The 17078-nt window shown below is 74.1% G+C and carries 17 protein-coding genes and 1 pseudogene; 12 read left to right on the top strand and 6 right to left on the bottom strand.

All coding sequences use genetic code 11. From position 1 onward, the window contains the following. Positions 1–153 precede the first annotated feature (153 nt). The gene (locus IE225_RS30520; RefSeq protein WP_190060895.1) at positions 154–894 is read right to left on the bottom strand and encodes a VOC family protein; all 741 of its coding nucleotides are present in this window, start codon (positions 892–894) and stop codon (positions 154–156) included. A gap of 223 nt (positions 895–1117) precedes the next feature. Here IE225_RS30520 and IE225_RS30515 point away from each other — a divergent pair, with 223 nt between their 5' ends. From IE225_RS30515 to IE225_RS30500, 4 genes are all read left to right on the top strand, one after another. Continuing rightward, positions 1118–1738: a PadR family transcriptional regulator gene (locus tag IE225_RS30515; RefSeq protein WP_190060917.1), complete on the top strand. Its 621-nt coding sequence runs from the start codon at positions 1118–1120 to the stop codon at positions 1736–1738. A 228-nt stretch (positions 1739–1966) separates the two neighbouring features. Beyond that, the gene (locus IE225_RS30510) at positions 1967–2533 is read left to right on the top strand and encodes a Clp protease N-terminal domain-containing protein (protein ID WP_190060894.1); all 567 of its coding nucleotides are present in this window, start codon (positions 1967–1969) and stop codon (positions 2531–2533) included. A 299-nt stretch (positions 2534–2832) separates the two neighbouring features. Beyond that, complete coding sequence (locus tag IE225_RS30505; RefSeq protein ID WP_190060893.1) at positions 2833–3834, top strand: EamA family transporter; 1002 nt, start codon at positions 2833–2835, stop codon at positions 3832–3834. A 193-nt stretch (positions 3835–4027) separates the two neighbouring features. Next, positions 4028–4999, top strand: a complete 972-nt coding sequence (locus IE225_RS30500) for a DMT family transporter (RefSeq protein ID WP_190060892.1) — start codon at positions 4028–4030, stop codon at positions 4997–4999. A gap of 191 nt (positions 5000–5190) precedes the next feature. Here the strand turns inward: IE225_RS30500 and IE225_RS30495 are convergent. After that, positions 5191–5814: pseudogene (locus IE225_RS30495) on the bottom strand (FMN-binding negative transcriptional regulator); the annotation flags it as partial. Beyond that, positions 5814–6497 carry a pyridoxamine 5'-phosphate oxidase family protein gene (locus IE225_RS30490; protein ID WP_190060891.1) on the bottom strand — a complete coding sequence of 228 codons (684 nt, stop codon included), beginning with the start codon at positions 6495–6497 and terminating at the stop codon, positions 5814–5816. The gene IE225_RS30490 and the pseudogene IE225_RS30495, both read right to left, overlap by 1 nt. Before the next feature lie 168 nt (positions 6498–6665). Here IE225_RS30490 and IE225_RS30485 point away from each other — a divergent pair, with 168 nt between their 5' ends. Further along, complete coding sequence (locus tag IE225_RS30485) at positions 6666–7997, top strand: aminotransferase class I/II-fold pyridoxal phosphate-dependent enzyme (RefSeq protein WP_190060890.1); 1332 nt, start codon at positions 6666–6668, stop codon at positions 7995–7997. A gap of 81 nt (positions 7998–8078) precedes the next feature. Here the strand turns inward: IE225_RS30485 and IE225_RS30480 are convergent, their stop codons facing one another. Then, positions 8079–9038: a DMT family transporter gene (locus IE225_RS30480; RefSeq protein WP_190060889.1), complete on the bottom strand. Its 960-nt coding sequence runs from the start codon at positions 9036–9038 to the stop codon at positions 8079–8081. A 73-nt stretch (positions 9039–9111) separates the two neighbouring features. Between IE225_RS30480 and IE225_RS30475 the strand changes: the two genes are divergently transcribed. Then, the gene (locus tag IE225_RS30475; RefSeq protein WP_190060888.1) at positions 9112–10020 is read left to right on the top strand and encodes a LysR family transcriptional regulator; all 909 of its coding nucleotides are present in this window, start codon (positions 9112–9114) and stop codon (positions 10018–10020) included. Positions 10021–10087: 67 nt separating this feature from the next. Here the strand turns inward: IE225_RS30475 and IE225_RS30470 are convergent, their stop codons facing one another. Both IE225_RS30470 and IE225_RS30465 read right to left on the bottom strand, forming a co-directional pair. Continuing rightward, positions 10088–10555, bottom strand: a complete 468-nt coding sequence (locus IE225_RS30470) for a pyridoxamine 5'-phosphate oxidase family protein (protein WP_190060887.1) — start codon at positions 10553–10555, stop codon at positions 10088–10090. A gap of 259 nt (positions 10556–10814) precedes the next feature. Further along, positions 10815–11252 carry a Rieske (2Fe-2S) protein gene (locus tag IE225_RS30465; RefSeq protein WP_190060886.1) on the bottom strand — a complete coding sequence of 146 codons (438 nt, stop codon included), beginning with the start codon at positions 11250–11252 and terminating at the stop codon, positions 10815–10817. A gap of 246 nt (positions 11253–11498) precedes the next feature. Between IE225_RS30465 and IE225_RS30460 the strand changes: the two genes are divergently transcribed. The 6 genes from IE225_RS30460 (at position 11499) to ung (ending at position 17032) form a co-directional block, all read left to right on the top strand. Further along, entirely contained in the window at positions 11499–12263 is a 765-nt protein-coding gene (locus IE225_RS30460) for a HipA family kinase (RefSeq protein WP_190060885.1), read from the top strand. Between the two features lie 79 nt (positions 12264–12342). After that, a complete protein-coding gene (locus IE225_RS30455) occupies positions 12343–12726 on the top strand; it encodes a DUF3037 domain-containing protein (protein ID WP_190060884.1) in 384 nt (127 codons plus the stop codon). Positions 12727–12885: 159 nt separating this feature from the next. Further along, positions 12886–13647 (top strand): 3-oxoacyl-ACP reductase FabG, encoded by a 762-nt coding sequence (fabG, locus tag IE225_RS30450; protein WP_190060883.1) that lies wholly within the window; start codon positions 12886–12888, stop codon positions 13645–13647. A gap of 11 nt (positions 13648–13658) precedes the next feature. After that, positions 13659–14411 (top strand): SDR family oxidoreductase, encoded by a 753-nt coding sequence (locus IE225_RS30445; RefSeq protein ID WP_190060882.1) that lies wholly within the window; start codon positions 13659–13661, stop codon positions 14409–14411. A gap of 231 nt (positions 14412–14642) precedes the next feature. Continuing rightward, positions 14643–16220: an ABC transporter substrate-binding protein gene (locus tag IE225_RS30440; protein ID WP_190060881.1), complete on the top strand. Its 1578-nt coding sequence runs from the start codon at positions 14643–14645 to the stop codon at positions 16218–16220. A gap of 128 nt (positions 16221–16348) precedes the next feature. After that, positions 16349–17032 (top strand): uracil-DNA glycosylase, encoded by a 684-nt coding sequence (gene ung / locus IE225_RS30435; RefSeq protein ID WP_190060880.1) that lies wholly within the window; start codon positions 16349–16351, stop codon positions 17030–17032. Positions 17033–17078: the final 46 nt, after the last annotated feature.

Here is a 17078-nt window from a genome sequence, read left to right as displayed (position 1 = left end):
TGCGGGAAGCCGCGGGCCAAGGCCAATCGGGGGAATCCGGCCCGCACCGGTCGGGGGAATCCGGCCCGCGCCGGTGCCCGCGCGGTCGCGGCCCGACCCGTCTCGGCGAACGTCGGGGCTCCGTGCCAGGGCGGGGTGGTCAGGACGGAGGTGTCAGGACGGGGCGAGGACGCAGAACTCGTGGCCCTCCGGGTCGACCAGGCACGTCCACGGGACGTCGCCCTGGCCGAGGTCGAGGTCGGTGGCGCCGAGGGCCCGCAGCCGGGCCACCTCCGCCGCTTTGTCGTCACCGGGGTACGGCAGCAGGTCGAGGTGGACGCGGTCCGGCACGGTCTTCACGCCGGGCGTGCGGAGGAACTCGAGATACGGGCCGACACCCTTGGCGGAGCGCAGCACCGCATGATCGTCGGTCACTTCGTGCAGGGCCCAGTCCACCGCCTCACCCCAGAACCGGGCCATGGCCCGCGGATCCGCGCAGTCGACCACCACCGCGGCGATCGGCCCGGTGTCCCGGTAGATCTCCCGGGGCTCCAGCACGCAGAACTCGTTGCCCTCCGGGTCGGCGAGGACCGTCCACGGCACGTTGCCCTGGCCCACGTGGGCGGGCGTCGCGCCGAGTGCCTTCAGGCGCGCGACCAGCTCCGCCTGATGGGCCGCGGAGGTGGTGGCGAGATCGAGGTGCACACGGTTCTTCGTCGTCGTCCTGGGTTCCGGGACGGGAACGACGTCGATACCGACGGCGACCGGGTCCGGCCACACGAGGCCGCCGACGGGTCCGACGTAGGTGGTCACGCCGGGGCTGTAGGTACTCCAGCCGAGCGCCTGTGCCCAGAACCGGCCGACCGCCGAGGCGTCAAGTGCCTTGATGTTCACCATCACCGGTCGCAGTGCCATGCCGGCGATCCTACGCACCCGCTCCGCGACCACACCCGCTCCGCGACGACCCCCGGCCGTCGCCGATATCGGGGGCTGGTGCAGCTCCGGTGAGATCCGAGGCGCCTTCCTCGGGACGGGTTACGGCCGCTTCACGGCAGGGGGTTGTCAGCCGAACAGTTCCGATATATCGTCGAGTCATCGCGACAGATCAGCGATGAAGTGACGAAATGGAGTGACGATGATGCGTATGCACGGTTTCGAGCACGGTCACCGCGGTCCCGGCTTTGGCCCGCGCGGCCGGGGCGAGGGGCGGCGCGCGGCCTTCGGGCCCTTCGGCCCCGGCGGTCCCGGCTTCGGCCCGGGCGGCCCGTTCGGCCCCGGCCCCTGGGGGCCGCGCGGCCGCGGCGGACCGGGACGGGGCAGGGCACGGCGCGGCGACGTACGGGCGTCGATCCTGGCCCTGCTGAAGGACCGGCCCATGCACGGCTACGAGATGATCCAGGAGATCGCCGAGCGCAGCGGCGGCGCGTGGAAGCCGAGCCCCGGCTCGGTCTACCCCACCCTGCAACTGCTGGAGGACGAGGGGCTCATCACCAGCGAGAGCGAGGGCGGCAAGAAGCTGTTCTCGCTCACCGAGACGGGCCGCGCCGCAGCCGACGAGGGTCCCGACGCCCCCTGGGAGGAGGCGTCGCGCGGGATCGACTGGGAAGCCCTCAACGACATCCGCCAGGCCGGGTTCGGCCTGATGGAGGCCTTCGGCCAGGTCTGGAAGACCGGCAGCAAGGAGCAGCGCGAGAAGGCGCTCGGGGTCATCAACGAGGCCCGCAAGAAGCTGTACCTGATCCTCGCCGACGAGGACTGACATCCACAGGAGCATCCGGCCGGGCGGCCGCCGCGCGCGGCCGTGCCGACCGCCGGCGCCCCGCGGAGCGGTCCGCGGGGCGCCGCCACGTGTCCGGCCACCGGGGAGGAACGGCGTGATTTCCTCCGTGAGGAGGATGTTCCGGCCGGTGTCGTCCGCTTCCTGTGGGACGCGGAAATGCTTCCTGCCGGGGATGCCCGGAGCCGGGGGGAGTGATGGGGTGGGAGTGTGCAGTCCCGTAGCTCCCGACAGCCGGCCCACGACGACCAGGGCGGCGACCGCGACGACCGTACCGCCCGGCTCGGCGAGGAGCTGGCGGCGGTGGTCGCCGGCGCGCGCCGCCGGGCCGTGCGGGACGGCGACCGGCAGATCGACACCGCCCACCTGCTGCACACGTTGCTGGAGGCCGACCCGCAGGCACGCGCTGCGGTCGACGACGGGCCGCGGCTGGCCCGGCTGCTGGGCTACCTGGTGCAGCGCAGCATCGGCTACGGCCTGCGCTGGCAGGGCTCCGTCGAGGACTCGGGCGCCGTCCCGGTGGTGGCGGAGGCCGCGGGCTGGTCGCCGCTGGCCGCGGGCGCCATGGAGCACGCGTGCGAGCGCGCCGCCCGCCGTGGCGACGGCCGTGCGTGCGGTCTGGACCTGCTCGCGGCGATCGTCGCGGACCCCCGGGCGCGCGCCGTCGAGGTGCTCGCCCACGCCGGCATCGACGCCCGTGAGGTGCTGGCCCGCGTCGAGGAGCGCACCGAGGGGCGCTTAGCCGTCGGCCCGGCCTGCGCGGCGTGCGGCCCGTAGGGCTCTTCGGGGTCCCCGGCGGGGTTCTTCCGGGGTTGGGTTTTTTCAGGATCCCCCGCGCCCCGTGTGGCGCCCACCGTCCCACGCGGTGTCTGCGTACGTCTCATGCGGTGTCCGCCGTCCCGCGCGACGCCCGCCGTCCCGCACGTCGCCTGCTGTCCCGTGCGCTTTCCGCCGGTCCTTCGCCGCCTGTCGACCCCGGAGGCGCCGTAAGCCAGTGGTGCGGGCCGAGGGACCGCCGTCCGGACGGTGAGACAGGAGTCACCGGGGATGACGGTGCTGTCGTCTCCTGTCATCATGTGCCGGTGCACACATCCGGGAGCAGTCGGGAAAACCCCCGCCGGGGCGTCGGACCCGGTCTCGCGCTGGTGTCCGCAGTCGCCTTCGGCGGTTCGGGAGTGGCGGCCAAGCCGCTGATCGAGGCGGGCCTGGACCCGCTGCACGTGGTGTGGCTGCGGGTGGCCGCCGCGGCGGTGGTCATGCTGCCGCTCGCCGTGCGCCACCGGGCGCTGCCGCGCCGCCGCCCGGCCCTGCTCGCCGGATACGGGCTGCTCGCCGTGGCCGGCGTCCAGGCCTGCTACTTCGCGGCTCTCTCCCGCATCCCGGTCGGGGTCGCCCTGCTCGTGGAGTACCTGGCGCCCGCGCTGGTGCTGGGCTGGGTCCGCATCGTGCAGCGCCGGCCGGTCACCCGCGCCGCGGCCCTCGGCGTGGTCCTCGCCGTCGGCGGTCTCGCCTGCGTCGTCGAAGTGTGGTCCGGGCTCCGGTTCGACGCCCTGGGACTGCTGCTCGCCCTCGGCGCGGCCTGCTGCCAGGTCGGCTACTTCGTCCTGTCCGACAGCGGCGCCGAGGCCGGCGGGGAACCGCCGCACCCGCTCGGCGTCATCGCCTACGGCCTCCTCCTCGGCGCCGCCGTCCTCACCGTCGTCGCCCACCCCTGGACCATGCACTGGTCGGTGCTCGCCCACACCGCCCGCATGGACGGCAGGCCCGTCCCGGCCGCCGCGCTGCTGGCCTGGGTCGTGCTCGTCGCCACGGTCCTGGCGTACGTCACCGGGGTGCTCGCCGTGCGGCGGCTGTCGCCGCAGGTGGCCGGCGTCGTGGCGTGCCTGGAGGCGGTCGTGGCGGCCGTGCTGGCGTGGCTGCTGCTCGGCGAGCACCTGTCGCTGCCGCAGATCGCGGGCGGCGTGGTGGTGCTGGCGGGCGCCTTCATCGCCCAGTCCTCGGCCCCCGCCCCCTCCTCCGGACCGACCGTGGCGAGCGGCGCGGAAAGGGAGTTGCCCGCCCGGGAAACGGCGACTTAGGGTGTCGATCATGCACGGGAACACGCTCGTTCTGCCGCCGCCGGCTGCCTGAGGCGGGCCACGATCACTCCGGGTCCGGCGTACGCCGCCGGACGGGTCGGTGCTGCCCGCAGACGCAGTCCCCGGCCCCGCCGTGCGGGGCCCCGTCGACGTCTGCGCATCCGGCGGGATGCGTCCTTGCGGAGAACGAACCGTGTCACACGCTGCTTCCGGCCTGCCCGTCGGGCGAGGCCTGCTCTACCTGATCGTCGCCGGCGCCGCCTGGGGCACCGCGGGCGCCGCCGCCTCCCTGATCGACCGCTCCAGCGACCTCGGGCCCGTCGCCCTGTCCTTCTGGCGCTGCGCCGCCGGGCTCGCGCTGCTGCTCGTCGGCCGGCTGCCGCGCCCGCGCGCCCGGTCGGCCCGCGCGCCGCTGGCACGCCGGGTGCGGCACGCCGTCGCCACCGGCCTCGGGCTCGCGGTGTTCCAGACCGCCTACTTCGCCGCGGTCTCGGCCACCGGGCTCGCCGTGGCCACCGTCGTGACCCTCGGCGCCGGACCCGTCCTCATCGCCCTCGGCGCGCGCCTGCTGCTCGGGGAGCGGCTGGGCCGCCCCGGCGCGGCGGCCGTCGCCGGAGCCCTCACCGGACTGGCGGTGCTCGTCCTCGGCGACGGGGGCGCCACCGTCCGCCTCCGGGGCGTGCTGCTCGCGCTGGCCTCGGCGGCCGGCTACGGCGCCATGACCCTGCTCACCCGCCGCTGGGGCCGGGACGGCACCACGGACGCCTCCGGCACGACCGCGGGGGCGTTCGCGGTCACCAGCCTCTGCCTGCTGCCGTTCGCCTGCGTGGAGGGGCTGGTGCCGCACACGGCCGCGCCCTGGCACGTTGCGCTGCTGATCGGCTACATCGCCGCGGTGCCCACGGCCCTCGCCTACGCCCTGTACTTCGCGGGCGCGGCCGTCGTGCGGTCGGCCACCGTGTCGGTGGTGATGCTGCTGGAGCCGGTGACCGCCGCCGTCCTGGCCGTGACCGTGCTCGGCGAGCGGCTCACCGCGGCCACGCTCACCGGTACGGCACTGCTGCTCGGGTCGGTCACGGGCCTGGCGGCCGCGGAGGCCCGGGGCGCGCGGGCGGCCGTGGGGGAGGTGGGGGAGGTGGGGGAGGAGGAGACAGTGCCGGTGTGAGGGACGGACGGCGGGACGGGGTTCCGGGCGGCCGGGAAGCCGCCGAGCGCGGCGGCCCGGCCCGCCCGGACACCGGCCCGCCCGGGCACAGGCCCGCCCGGACACCGGGGTGCCCGGGTGTCGGGGCGGCGCGGGAGCGGGGGAGTCGGCAACCGGGTCGCCGGTGCCGGGGTCCGGCCGTGCCGCCCCGCGCGGCGGCGCAGCAGATGGGCGCGGGCCGCCGCGTCGCCCGGGCCGCCGCGTGCCGCCAGGCCGGCGGCGATGCGGTCCTGGACCGCGGCGGGTTTCTTACCGGCGTACTTGAACTTCGCCCGGACGCCGGTCACTTCCAGCCGCAGCCCGCGGATGCCCGGCAGCATGCGGCCGTACGGTGCCCGGCCGGCGGCGGCCGGGGCGTAACCGCCCTCCGGCTGGAGCCGGGCCAGTTGCCGGTTGAGCAGGGCGGCCTTCTCCGCCGGGTCGTCCACGACACTTGCGGTGCAGCGGAGTTGGACGGCCGCGTAGAAGCTGGTCGGTACGCCGTGTTCGGGCGGGACGTCCGGGGCGGCCTGCCAGGGGCCGGGGACGTAGACGTAGTCGTCGACCACGCTCAGCAGCACCTCGGGAGCCGCCTCCAGCGCGGGCCACAGCGGGTTGGGGCGGGCGAGGTGGGTGACGGCCTCGCCGCGCTCGGCGTCGTAGGCGAAGTGCAGCGGCTGCACGAACGGCGGTTCGCCGGGCGGGCCGTTGACGGCGAGCTGGCCGAAGGTGCGCCCGGCCAGCCAGTGTTGCCACTCGGCGTCGTCGCGGGGGGCGTCCCAGGGGTGGATCAGCATCACAACTCCGCCAGGTAGCCGGGGAGTTCGATGCCGGGGGCGAGATCGTGGTTGGGCAGCGGGGTGTCGTAGCCCCGGCGCAGCGGGAGGACGCCGGCCCAGTGGGGGAGGGACAGGTCCTCGGGCTCGTCGTTCGCGCCGCCGGTGCGGATCTTGGCGGAGACCTCGGCGAGGTCGAGGCGGAGCACGGCGGTCGCGGCCAGCTCCTTGGCGTTGGCGGGGCGCGCGTCGGCCGCCCGGCCCGGCACCACGTGGTCGACCAGCGCGTCCAGGGCGGCCCGCTTCTCCTCGGGGTCGGTGACCTGGCGGGCGACGCCGTGCACCACGACGGAGCGGTAGTTGACCGAGTGGTGGAACGCCGAGCGGGCCAGCACCAGGCCGTCGACCAGGGTGACGGTCAGGCACACCGGCAGCCCCGGGCCGGCCTGGCCCGCCATCCGCAGCGGACGCGAGCCGGTGGAGCCGTGCACGTAGAGCCGCTCGCCCACCCGGCCGTACAGCGTGGGCAGCACCACCGGGGCGCCGTCGCGCACGAAGCCGAGATGGCAGACGCGGCCCTCGTCGAGTATCGCGTGCACGACCTCCTTGTCGTACGACGCCCTCTGCGCGGAGCGGGTGGGGACCGTGCGGTCGGTGGGGGTGTAGGCGGCGGTCGGTGCCAGTGTCCGCTGGGTGTCTTGCATGGCGCTCCTCGGGACGTCCGGGGGTGAGCCGGTGGCGGGTCAGTGATGGGTCGGTGATGGGTCGGTGATGGATCGGTGGCGTGTCGGTGACGGGCCGGTGGTGGGCCGGGACGGGTCGGGTGGCGGGCCGAATGGCGTCCGCTATTGCACTAGTGCATAATCGGGTTTGTGCTAGGAGAATATCCGATCGAGGGGCGTGGCGCAGCCGAGATCGCCGCCAGCGTCGAGCGCGCGGTGGGCTCCGGGGACCTGGAGCCCGGCCAACTGCTGCCTCCGCAGCGGGAGTTGGCGGCGCGCCTGGGGGTCAATCCGAACACCGTGGCCGCCGCGTACCGCATCTTGCGCGACCGCGGGGTGATCGAGACCGCCGGGCGGCGGGGCAGCCGGGTGCGGCCCGCGCCGGCCACGACGGGACGCGACCGCATCCGCGTCGAGGTGCCGGACGGCGTGCGCGACCTCGCCGACGGCAACCCCGATCCGGCGCTGCTGCCGCCGCTGGCGCCCGCGTGCGCCGTGGCGGCCGCCGAGCGCGACGGCGCACCCGTGCTGTACGGCGACGAGCCCGTGGAGCCGGAACTGGCGCGCCTGGCGCGGGCCGGATTCGACGCCGACGGCGTGCCCGACGGCCCGCTCGCCGTCGTCTCCGGCGCGCTCGACGGCGTCGAACGCGTCCTCGCCGCCCACCTCCGCCCCGGGGACACCGTCGCCGTGGAGGACCCCGGCTGGGGCCGCGTCTTCGACCTGGTCCCCGCCCTCGGCCTGCGCGCCGCCCCCGTCGGCGTCGACGACGACGGCCCGCTCCCCGACGACGTCCGGCGCGCCCTGCGCTCCGGCGCCCGCGCCCTGATCGTCACCGACCGGGCCCAGAACCCGACCGGCGCCGCGCTGAGCGCGCCGCGTGCGCGGGCCCTTCGGGCGGTCCTGCGGGAGCACCCGGAGACCCTGCTCGTCGAGGACGACCACGGCCACGGCATAGTCGACGTCCCCCTGCACCCCCTGGCCGGCGTCACCCGGCACTGGGCCTTCGTCCGCTCCGCCGCCAAGGCCTACGGCCCCGACCTGCGCCTCGCTGTCCTGACCGGCGACCCCGTCACCGTCGACCGCGTCCGCGGCCGGCAGCGGCTCGGGCCCGGCTGGGTGAGCCGGGTGCTGCAGCGCGCCCTGGTGCGGCTGTGGCGGGACGGCGCGGTCGACCCGCGGGCGGTGGCGGCGTCGTACGGCGAGCGCCGCGACGCGCTCGTCGCGGAACTGGCCCGGCGCGGGGTGGCCGCGCACGGGCGCAGCGGAATGAACGTGTGGGTGCCGGTGCCGGACGAGACCGGGGTCGTGGCCCGGCTGCTCCACGCCGGCTGGGCGGTCGCCCCGGGCGCCCGCTTCCGGATCGGGGCGCCGCCGGGCATCCGCGTCACCGTCTCGTCGCTGCGGGCCGATGAGGCCGGGGAGCTGGCGGACGCGATCGCCGCCGCGCTCGGGGCGGGGCCGGTACGGGCGTACGTGTAGGGGCGGCGGTGGGCGGGGGAGGGGGAGCGGCCGGAGGCGTCCCCCGCCGGGCCGGCTCAGGCCCGGCCCCGCTCCGTCGGCTCAGGCCCGGCCCCGCTCCGCGGCCGGTGCGGGCCGCGCCTGCGTCAGGGCCGCCCCGGCCAGGACGATCACCGCGCCGACGGGGGTGGACCAGGTCAGCCGCTCGTCCAGCAGGACGACGCCGGCGGCCGTGGCGACGACCGGGACGAAGTACGTGACCATCTGGGCGGTGGTCGGGCCGACCTCGGCGACGAGACCGTACTGCACGAGCATCGCGACGCCGGTGCCGAGGGCGCCCAGGGCGGCGACCGCCAGCAGGGGCAGCGCGGCGACGTGGGTCGGCAGGCCGGTGAACAGCACCATGGCGACGGCGAGTTGCACGGTGGCGAGGAGCAACTGGCCGCCCGTCAGGGACAGGTGGGAGTAGGGGGAGCCGGCCAGGGTGCGGCGGACGTAGATCCAGCCGACGGGGTAGCTCAGCGAGGCGGCCAGGGCCAGGCCCGTGCCGGTGGCGTCCAGGCCGTGGAAGCCCTGCCAGACGCCGAGCACCGTCAGCACGCCGAGGAAGCCCAGGCCGAGACCGGCCACCCGCAGCCGGGTGGGGCGGTCCTCGGAGAGCGCGACCAGCGACAGGGCCATGCCCCACAGCGGCGAGGTGGCGTTGCAGATGCCCGCGAGCGTCGACGGGATCGTCAGCTCGGCGAACGCGAACAGCGAGAACGGCAGGGCGTTGAGCAGCATGCCGGCCACCGCCAGATGCCCCCAGGTGCGCAGCCCGCGCGGCAGCCGGTCCCGCTTCGCCGCCAGCGCGACCGCGAGCACCGCCGTGCCGAACAGCAGCCGGCCGAACGTGACCTGGAAGGGGGCGTAGCCCCGCGTGCCGACCTTGATGAACAGGAAGCTGAAGCCCCAGATCAGGGCCAGTGCGCCGAGCCGGATCCGCCAGTCGGTGCGGGCGTGCGGGCGGGCGGTGCCGACGGGCTCGGGCCGGGTGCGGGAGGCAGGGGTGACGGTGCTCATGAGGTCACGATGCCGTGCGCCACGTCGTAGCACAATCGAGAATAAGAACCAGGTATCTCGTAGTATTGCTTACATGTTGAACCTGGAGCGCCTGCGGACCCTTGACGCCCTCGCCCGCCACGGCTCGGTCAGCGGCGCCGCCGAGGGGCTGCACGTGACGACGTCGGCCGTCTCCCAGCAGATGGCCAAGCTGGAGCGGGAGGTGGGCCAGCAGCTCCTCGCCAGGAACGGCCGCGGCGTGCGGCTCACCGACGCCGGGCGGCTCCTGGCCGAGCACGCGGCGCGCATCCTGGCCCAGGTCGAGCTCGCCCAGGCCGACCTGGAGGCGCACCGCGGACAGGTGGTCGGGGAGCTGCGGCTGGCCGCGTTCCCCACCGCCGCGCGCGGACTGTTCCCCACCGCGCTGAGCGCCCTGCGGACCCGGCACCCCGCCCTGCGGGTGCGCTCCCGCGAGCTGGAGCCGGAGGAGGCGGTGTACGCCGTGCTGCGCGGCGACTTCGACCTCGCCGTCGTCCTCGACTGGTACAACAAGCCGCTGCCCGTGCCGGACGGACTCGCCAAGGCCGCGCTGCTCGACGACCCGGCGGAGATCGCCGTGCCGGAGGGACACCCGCTCGCCGACCGGGACGAGATCGACCTGGAGGACCTGGCGGAGGAGGACTGGGTCACCTGGGGCGAGAGCGAGTTCTGCCACGAGTGGCTCCTGTACACGCTGCGCGCCAAGGGCATCGAGCCCCGCATCGCCCACCGGGCCGAGGAGCACCACACCCAACTCGCCCTCGTCGCCGCCGGACTGGGGGTCTGCGTGGCCCCGCGCCTGGGCCGCGGCCCCGTCCCGCCCGGCATCCGCACCCTCCCCGTGCGCCCCGCCGTCCGCCGCCACGTCTACGCCGTGTGGCGCACCGACGCCGACCGCCGCCCGTCCATCCGCGCCGCGGTGACGGCACTGCGCGAGGCCGCCGAGGCGCCGGGGGACCGGTGACGGCCGGCGTCCGCGCCCGGCCGCCGCGGCCCGGCCGGCGCCCGCGGCGTGATCCAAACGACAGCCCTTAGGACGACCCCAGCTTGCGGAAGTCCCAGGACACCGTCTTGCGCGGGGTCAGACGCAGCCACGCGTGGCGGCCGTCGTGCACCATCTCCTCCAGGCCGAAGTACTTGCGGGCGAACAGGGTCTCGGGCAGGTCGAGTTCGGCGTGCAGTTCGCCGGTGCGCGGGACCTCGCCCACGAAGTCGACGGTGCCGGACAGCTCGACGCCGCGCAGCTGCTCGTACTCCTCGCCGGTGTCGACGACGACCGCCACCCGCGGGTCGCGGCGCAGGTCGGCCCAGCGCTTGCTGCGCACGACGGAGTACAGCCACAGGGACGTGCCGTCCCACACGAACCACAGGGCGCTCACGTGCGGGGACCCGTCGGCCGACACGGTGGCGACCCGGCAGGTGCGCTGGCTGGTCAGGAACGCGTCCAGTTCCCCCGGCGTCATCATGATCCTGCGGCCCCGGCGCTGCGTGGCGGTCATGCGCCCCCCTTCTTCCTCCCACGTCGTGCCAGAGGGGTTCCCTGAGCCTCTGGCATCACGTCAGACGAAGAATGGGTCAGGTGAAGGACGGGCCAGGTGAAGAACGGGCCGCCGTACGGTCCCGGCCGCCGCGTCCGCCCCGGGGGCGGCCCGGGAGCGGCCCGGGAGCGGCCCGGCCGCCGCCCGCGTCCCGCCGCCCGCCCGACGGGCGCGGCTGCGGCGGGCGGGCGGCGGGACGCGGGCGGCAGGGGTGCGCGGGTCAGGCCAGTTCGATCGAGTCCCCCTTGACGTTGATCTTCTGGGCGGGCAGCGGCTGGGTGGCGGGACCCTGCTTCACACTGCCGTCCTCGACGGAGAACTCGCTGTTGTGGCACGGGCAGTGGATCACTCCGTTCGCGACGCTCCCCACGAGGCACCCCTGGTGCGTGCACTTGGCCGAGAAGGCCTTGAACTGGCCGGAGGACGGCTGGGTGACCACCACGGCCCGGTCCTTGAAGATCTTGCCGCCGCCCTCGGGGATCTCCGAAGTCTTGGCCAGCACGGTGCCGCCGGCCGAGTTGCCGCCGGAGCCGGACGACGACGAGCCGTCCTCCGACCCGCAGGCGGTCAGTGCGACGCCGAGGCCCGCTGCGCCGGCCGCCGCGATGACGGTGCGCCGGGACGGTGCTCCGGTGGGCTGAAGCGATTCGCTGGACATGATGCCGACGTTCCTTCCGCGGGACTGCGTGATCTGCCCAAAGGTACGGCGCGCGCGCACCGGCCGTTCACGTGCACCGGCCCTTCGGCCGGTGCCGGGATCCTGGCGGGCGCGGGATCAGGCGGGCGTAAAGAAACTTGAAAGTTCACGGGGGTGGGTGAAGGACGGGTGAAAAGCGGCCCCGGAGTCCCGCCCGCACCGGCCGGGACCGTCGGGGCGCGGGTTCCGCCCCAGTAACCTGGGGCGGTGCTGAAGGAAGTCATCGCCACCCGCTACGTCGCCCCGCTGCGGGAGGGCGGTTCGCTGCCGGGACTCGTGGAGGCCGACGACCACGGGCTGTACGTGGTGAAGTTCACCGGCGCCGGGCAGGGCCGCCGCACCCTGGTCGCCGAGGTCCTGTGCGGGGAGCTGGCCCGGCGGCTCGGCCTGCGGGTGCCCGGGCTGGTGACGGTCGCCCTGGACCCGGTGCTCGGGCTCGGCGAACCCGACGAGGAGGTGCAGCAGCTGCTGAGGTCCAGCGGCGGCACCAACCTCGGCGTCGGCTTCCTCTCCGGCGCGCTCGGCTTCGACCCGCTGGCCTTCCCCGTCGATTCCGAGGAGGCCGGACGGATCGTCTGGTTCGACGCGCTGGTGCACAACGTCGACCGCTCCTGGCGCAACCCCAACCTGCTGGTGCGCGACGGCGAGCTGTGGCTGATCGACCACGGCGCGACCCTGATCTGGCACCACGACTGGCGCGGCGCCGACGCCTTCGCCGCCCGCCCCTACGACGCCTCCGACCACGCCCTGGCCCGCTTCGCGCCGGACGTCCGCGCGGCCGCCGCCGACCTGGCGCCCCGGATCACCGAGGACCTGCTCGCCGAGGTGACCGCCGCGATCCCGGACGCCTGGCTGGAGGACGAGCCGGGCTTCGGCTCCCCGGACGCCGTGCGTGCCGCCCACGCCCGGCCGCTGCTGGCCCGGGCCGCCGGCGTCCACGAGCGCGTCACCGGCCTCGACGAGGCCCCGTGAGCGAGCGAGGAGCCCCGTGAGCGAACGAGGAGGCTCCGTGAGCGACCGAACAGGCCCCGTGACCGACGGAGGAGGCCCCGTGGCCGACCGCCACGTCTTCGAGTACGCCCTGCTGCGGGTGGTGCCGCGCATCGAGCGCGGCGAGTGCCTCAACGCCGGCGTGCTCGTCTACTGCCGCGCCAAGGACTTCGTCACCGCCCGCACCCACCTCGACGAGGCCCGGCTGCGCGCCCTCGACCCGGACGCCGACGTGGCCGGAATCCGGGCCGCGCTGCGCGCCGCCGAGGGGGTGTGCGAGGGCGGCGCGGCTGCCGGGCAGGCGGCGCGCGACGCGGCCGGGCGGCGGTTCCGCTGGCTGGTCGCCCCGCGCTCGACCGTCGTCCAGCCCGGCCCGGTGCACACCGGTCTCACCGCCGATCCGGAGGCCGAGGCCGAACGGCTGCTCGACCTGCTGGTCCGATGACGCCCGGCGCGCCGGGACGGATGGATCACACGCGCCCGGGATGCCGTTGACACCGGGTGCCAGGGCTTCTAGCGTCACGTCTGCTGAAGGTACTAAGCGGTCGCTCACCGAAGGGCGGACCGCTCGAGCCGCATCCCCCAAGGGCGAGGAGAAGCAGCCATGTCCACCACTGAGCAGCGGGTCGCCGTCGTCACCGGTGCCGCGCGCGGCATCGGCGCCGCCACCGCCGTACGCCTGGCCGCCGAGGGCCGTGCCGTCGCCGTGATCGACCTCGACGAGGCCGCGTGCAAGGAGACCGTGGAGAAGATCACCGCCGCCGGCGGCCGGGCGATCGCGGTCGGCTGCGACGTCTCCGACGAGGCACAGGTCGAGGCGGCCGTCGCGCGCGTCGCCCAGGAGCTGGGCGCGCCCGTGATCCTCGTCAACAACGCGGGCGTGCTGCGCGACAACCTGCTGTTCAAGATGAGCGTCTCCGACTGGGACACCGTCATGAACGTGCACCTGCGCGGCGCCTTCCTGATGTCCCGGGCCTGCCAGAAGCACATGGTCGACGCCCAGTGGGGCCGGATCGTCAACCTCTCCTCCTCGTCAGCGCTCGGCAACCGCGGGCAGGCCAACTACTCCGCCGCCAAGGCCGGCCTGCAGGGCTTCACCAAGACCCTCGCCAAGGAGCTCGGCAAGTTCGGCATCACCGCCAACGCCGTCGCCCCCGGCTTCATCGTCACCGACATGACCAAGACCACCGCCGAGCGCGTCGGCATGGGCTTCGAGGACTTCAAGGCCGCCGCCGCGAGCCAGATCCCCGTGCAGCGCGTCGGTGAGCCGGACGACATCGCCAACGCCATCGCCTTCTTCACCGGCGAGGCGGCCGGCTTCGTCTCCGGCCAGGTGCTGTACGTCGCCGGCGGACCGCTCGACTAAGGAACACGGACATGACTGAACTCTCCGGCAAGGTCGCCCTCGTCACGGGCGCCAGCCGCGGCATCGGCTACGGCATCGCCGAGGCCCTCGTCGCCCGCGGCGACCGCGTCTGCATCACCGGCCGCAACGAGGACGCCCTGAAGGAGGCCGTGGACAAGCTCGGCGCCGACCGCGTCATCGGCGTCGCCGGCAAGGCCCACGACGAGGCCCACCAGGCCGCCGCCGTCGAACGCACCATGGAGGCCTTCGGCCGCGTCGACTACCTGGTCAACAACGCCGGAACCAACCCGGTGTTCGGGCCGATCGCCGACCTCGACCTGGGCGTGGCGCGCAAGGTGTTCGAGACCAACGTGATATCGGCACTCGGCTTCGCGCAGCGGACCTGGCACGCCTGGCAGAAGGACAACGGCGGCGCGATCGTCAACATCGCCTCGGTCGCGGGCCTGTCCGCCTCGCCGTTCATCGGCGCCTACGGCGTCAGCAAGGCCGCGATGATCAACCTGACGCAGCAGCTCGCGCACGAGTTCGCGCCCGGGGTGCGGGTCAACGCGATCGCCCCGGCCGTGGTCAAGACCCAGTTCGCGCAGGCGCTCTACGAGGGCCGGGAGGCGGAGGCCGCCGCGGCCTACCCGCTGGGCCGGCTCGGCGTGCCCTCCGACATCGGCGGCGCCGCCGCGTTCCTCACCTCCGACCAGTCCGCCTGGATCACCGGGCAGACGCTCGTCGTCGACGGCGGTATCTTCCTCAACGCCGGCGTGGGCTGACGCCGGAGCCCGTCCCGCCGCCGGTCCGGACGCCGTTCCCTCCCCGTATGCCTCCTGAGGCGTTTTGTGGACGGAAACGGCGTCCGGGCCGGGGCGCGGCGGACGTACAGCCGTTTGACAACGTAGTCAGGAAACAACTGCATCACAGGCCTCTTGCGGACCCGGTCCGGTGTGCGGTTCCCTGCGGTATGGTCTGCCGACCCTTGGTATGGCAGATCGAGGAGCGTACGCGTGTTCAACCGGAGCCGATGCCTGCGTCACGTGGTGGCGATCGCTTCCATGTCCTTGGTGGCCGGGTGCGGTGTTCTGTCCGGCGGTGGCGCCGACGACAAGGGACCGATCGTCGTGGGGACGACCAGCGCCCCCAGCACCCTGGACCCGGCGGCCTCGTGGGACCAGTCCTGGGAGCTGTTCCGCAACATCTACCAGACGCTGCTCAGCTACCCCGACGGCGCGACCACCCCGCAGCCCGACGCCGCCGAGAGCTGCCGCTTCACGGACAGCTCCAACACGGTGTACAGCTGCGAGCTGCGTTCGGGTCTGACCTTCTCCGACGGGCACAAGCTCGACGCGCAGGCGGTGAAGTACTCCATCGACCGCATCAGGAAGATCGACGTCAACGGCGGTCCGGTCGGTCTGCTCGGCAGCCTGGAGCGCGTCCAGGCCGTCGGTTCGCGCGAGGTGGTCTTCCACCTCAACAAGCCGGACGCCACCTTCCCGTTCGTCCTGGCCACGCCCGCCATGTCGATCGTCGACCCCGACGACTACCCGGCCGACGCCCTGCGCAAGGACGGCAAGGTCCTCGGGTCCGGCCCCTACCGGCTCGAGTCGTACCAGGAGGGCAAGGAGGCCGTGCTGGTCGCCAACGACCGCTACAAGGGCCTCGCCAAGCCGCTCAACAAGGCGGTGACGATCCGCTACTACCAGGACTCCGGCCCCATGGTGCGGGAGCTGCGCGCCAAGAAGATCGACGTCGCCTTCCGCGGCCTGACCGCCGACGACATCGTCTCCTTCCAGCGCAGCGACTCCAAGGACTTCCAGCTCATCGAGGGCACCGGCACCGAGATCAACTACCTGGTGTTCAACCCCAAGGACCCCTGGGCCGCCAAGCCGGCGGTGCGCCGGGCGGTCGCGCAGGTCGTCGACCGGGCCGCGATCGCGCACAAGGTCTACAAGGACACCGTCGAGCCGCTGTACTCCATGGTCCCGGCCGGCCTGACCGGTCACACCACCGGCTTCTTCGACCAGTACGGCGACCCCGACGTCGCCAAGGCCCGCAAGATCCTCACCGCTGCGGGCATCACCCAGAAGGTCCCGCTCACCCTCTGGTACACCTCCGACCGCTACGGCTCCGAGACCGCCAAGGAGTTCAAGGAGCTCAAGCGCCAGCTCGAGGCGTCCGGACTGTTCACGATCACGCTCAAGAGCCGCCCGTGGAAGACGTACGTCAGCGGCTACCAGAAGGGCGAGTACCCGGTGTTCGGCCGCGGCTGGTTCCCCGACTTCCCCGACGCCGAGAACTTCATCGCCCCGTTCGTCGGCCGGCAGAACGCGCTCGGCACGCCCTACCCCGCGTCCCGCATCACCGACGACCTGCTGCCCCGCTCGCGCCGCGAGAGCGACCGCGCCGAGGTGGTCAAGGAGTTCGAGGAGGCCCAGAAGGTCCTGGTCGACGACGCGCGGCTGCTGCCGCTGTGGCAGGGCAAGCAGTACGTGGCCGCCAGCGAGGACATCTCCGGCGCGGAACGGGCGCTCGACCCGTCGACGATCATGCTGATGTGGGAGCTGCACCGCAAGACCAGCTGGTAGACCTCCCGCCGTCCGCCCGTCGGTGGCGTTGTCAGTGGGCACCGCTAGGTTGTGGGACCTGGGTCCGCGGACCCGGGGTCTCACCGGACCCGGCAAGTGACCGCACACCACACCGTGAGGACGTTGACGTGACCGACATCGCCATGCTGCCCGAGTCCTGGCGCGGGGTTCTGGGCGACGAGCTGCAGCAGCCCTACTTCAAGGAGCTGATGGAGTTCGTCGAGGAGGAGCGGGCGAGGGGTCCCGTCTACCCGCCGCGCGAGGAGGTCTTCGCGGCGCTGGAGGCGACGCCGTACGAGCAGGTGAAGGTGCTCATTCTCGGCCAGGACCCCTACCACGGGCCCGGCCAGGGCCACGGCCTGTGCTTCTCCGTGCGCCCCGGCGTGCGCATCCCGCCGTCGCTGCGCAACATCTACAAGGAGCTGCACGACGAGCTGGGCGTGCCCGTCCCGGACAACGGCTACCTGATGCCGTGGGCGCGGCAGGGCGTGCTGCTGCTCAACGCGGTGCTCACGGTCCGCCAGGGCGAGCCCAACTCCCACAAGGGCAAGGGCTGGGAGCGGTTCACCGACGCCGTGATCCGCGCGGTCGCCGAGCGGCCCGACCCGGCGGTGTTCGTGCTGTGGGGCGCCTACGCGCAGAAGAAGCTCCCGCTCATCGACACCGACCGCCACACCGTCGTCAAGGGCGCCCACCCCTCGCCCCTGTCCGCCCGCAAGTTCTTCGGCTCCCGTCCCTTCACCCAGATCAACGAGGCGGTCGCGCGCCACGGCCACGAGCCGATCGACTGGCGGATCCCCGACCTGGGGTGAGCGGCGCGGGCGGCCGGGGCCGGCCGCGCACCGGGCGCGGGCGGGC

The organism is Streptomyces echinoruber, from assembly GCF_014651135.1.
In the GTDB taxonomy this organism is placed as follows: Bacteria; Actinomycetota; Actinomycetes; order Streptomycetales; family Streptomycetaceae; genus Streptomyces; species Streptomyces echinoruber.
The sequence above is the reverse complement of the archived record's forward strand: the minus strand, read 5'-3'. Positions and strand labels throughout refer to the sequence as shown.

Coding starts and splice junctions, on each gene's coding strand:
- IE225_RS30520 (WP_190060895.1), bottom strand. CDS start 894: ATGGCACTGCGACCGGTGATGGTGAACATCAAGGCACTTGACGCCTCG.
- IE225_RS30515 (WP_190060917.1), top strand. CDS start 1,118: ATGCGTATGCACGGTTTCGAGCACGGTCACCGCGGTCCCGGCTTTGGC.
- IE225_RS30465 (WP_190060886.1), bottom strand. CDS start 11,252: ATGTCCAGCGAATCGCTTCAGCCCACCGGAGCACCGTCCCGGCGCACC.
- IE225_RS30490 (WP_190060891.1), bottom strand. CDS start 6,497: ATGCAAGACACCCAGCGGACACTGGCACCGACCGCCGCCTACACCCCC.
- IE225_RS30445 (WP_190060882.1), top strand. CDS start 13,659: ATGACTGAACTCTCCGGCAAGGTCGCCCTCGTCACGGGCGCCAGCCGC.
- IE225_RS30480 (WP_190060889.1), bottom strand. CDS start 9,038: ATGAGCACCGTCACCCCTGCCTCCCGCACCCGGCCCGAGCCCGTCGGC.
- IE225_RS30470 (WP_190060887.1), bottom strand. CDS start 10,555: ATGACCGCCACGCAGCGCCGGGGCCGCAGGATCATGATGACGCCGGGG.
- fabG (WP_190060883.1), top strand. CDS start 12,886: ATGTCCACCACTGAGCAGCGGGTCGCCGTCGTCACCGGTGCCGCGCGC.
- IE225_RS30475 (WP_190060888.1), top strand. CDS start 9,112: ATGTTGAACCTGGAGCGCCTGCGGACCCTTGACGCCCTCGCCCGCCAC.